2 protein-coding genes are annotated in these 1756 nt (G+C 55.5%); both read right to left on the bottom strand.

Features of this window, described 5'->3' with window-relative positions; translation table 11 throughout:
* On the bottom strand, nucleotides 1-358 hold a 358-nt coding region (locus ACEN2J_RS20760; protein ID WP_442108659.1), incomplete at its 3' end, for a hypothetical protein.
* 704 nt (nucleotides 359-1062) lie between these two features.
* A complete protein-coding gene (locus ACEN2J_RS20755; protein WP_442108657.1) occupies nucleotides 1063-1668 on the bottom strand; it encodes a sulfite oxidase heme-binding subunit YedZ in 606 nt (201 codons plus the stop codon).
* Between the last annotated feature and the right edge of the window lie 88 nt (nucleotides 1669-1756).

The raw sequence follows: 1756 nt of genomic DNA, 5'->3' as shown, positions 1-1756 counted from the left end.
CCAGCCATTGTTTAGTCCTCCTGAAAACGGGATAATCATATCCCAATTGGTGGACCACTTCAGTGGGGGCATTCCAATCCGCATAGCCGGTCACGCAGCGCAATAGGAGATAGCGTGGCGGCGTGCGCCAGTGAGCGAGATCGGAATGAAACGGAAAATGGCCAAGACCGTAAATGCCGCTATAGCTGTTTGGCGCAGCTTCGCTGCGCGGCACCAGAGCCTGGACGAGCCCGTCTTCCCACGGGGCAATGGGCTTGCCCCAATACTTCGCTAGCTCGACGACGCTTTCGTTCGGTCGATGACTCTTGAGGAATATGTAGCCACTCCTACGGATCTCATCTCTGACTTCTCGTGACATCTTGGCTCATATACTGGGCACGACATAATGTTTTTCAGTCGTCTTTGGTCCGATTCTCACATTTGATAGCATAACACCCCAGCCAACGCCCGCAGAATTGTCGGCTCCTGACTGGGGCTGCGTGAATGCTCGCTCCCGTCATTGGACGACAATGATGTCCTGAGATGAACAACTGCTTCCCATGTGATGGATTTGCGGTCCATCCAGTCGCCGAACGCTGTATAAATTACTCGTCTTCCAAGGTTGCTGCGGATGCTATGCAGCGCGTGGGTGAGGTCGCAAACCGACCACCACTTAGATCTGGGGAGAAAATGCTGCGTCATGATCGAATGACTGCTTTGGGCAAATGCCGCAACCATGCTGCTGCACAGGCAACGGTCGGCTTTACGCCCGACCTGCATAAGCAACCTTCGCGCTAGCACGGCAGATAGCGGGTCTGCTTAGGGCTGGGAAGGGTCATCCGGTTGGTCGCGCCGAAGCCTGTGAGGTTAAGATCTGCGTGCCGCACCGCCGCAAGTCCGGTTTGAGCCCATTTTGGCCGATGCTGCAGCACGTGCGAATGGCCGCGAACCGCTGTAAGCGGAATTCGGCTTTGCAATTACATCCCGTATTGATGACTGCAAAAGTACACCATGAAACCGTTGCTTGAGACTTGTTCCCCTTCGCTCTGCATGATGCCTTGATTCAAGGCGTCGAGGCAGTGGCTATGCCGCGACGGGCCGTGGACGCAGATACCAGTACCAGACACGGTAGGCCTCAAGCGCGATCAGGGGCCCAAAGTGGACTAGGGCGGGTGCTGCTCCGTTCCAATCATGCAAAGCGGCCCAATGCACCAGCGTCAGCACGGCGGCGGCGTAGGTCCAGCGTTGGAGCCACTTCCACCATATGCCCATCTTGCGCACGAAGTAATCCATGGATGTCAGCGCCAGTGGCACGAAAATGACAAACGCGATCCAGCCGGTCCAGATGTAAAGGCGCGGCAACTCATCAACGACAGTTGTCAGTGACGCCTTGTCCAGCAGATAGAAAATTGTGTGCAACACCGCATAGCCAAAAGCAGCGACGCCCAGATAACGGCGGTTGCGTTTCAACCATAGTGGTCCGCGCCATCCTTTCAGCAGCATCGCCAGAGGGGTCGCCATCATCGTGACAATCAACAGCCTTGCAGAGGTTTCGCCTGATGGGTGCACAAGTTGGTGAAAGATCCTCGGATCCGTTGATGTCAGTGCGGTGAAGGTCATCATCACGCCGAGGGAGGCAAGCACCGCCCATGTGAGGTAAGGTGAGGTCGCGGCGAAAAAACGTTGCATGCCTTGGGTCCAACTAGGGCCTGTGGACAATCAGGATTCCCATTGGGTTTGATTTCTGATTCAAACTTCCCAAATGGAGGTTTGAATG

The sequence above is a fragment of the Pseudorhodobacter sp. W20_MBD10_FR17 genome (assembly GCF_052119765.1).
Classification (GTDB): Bacteria; Pseudomonadota; Alphaproteobacteria; order Rhodobacterales; family Rhodobacteraceae; genus Pseudorhodobacter.
This window is presented reverse-complemented; position numbering and strand designations above follow the sequence as displayed.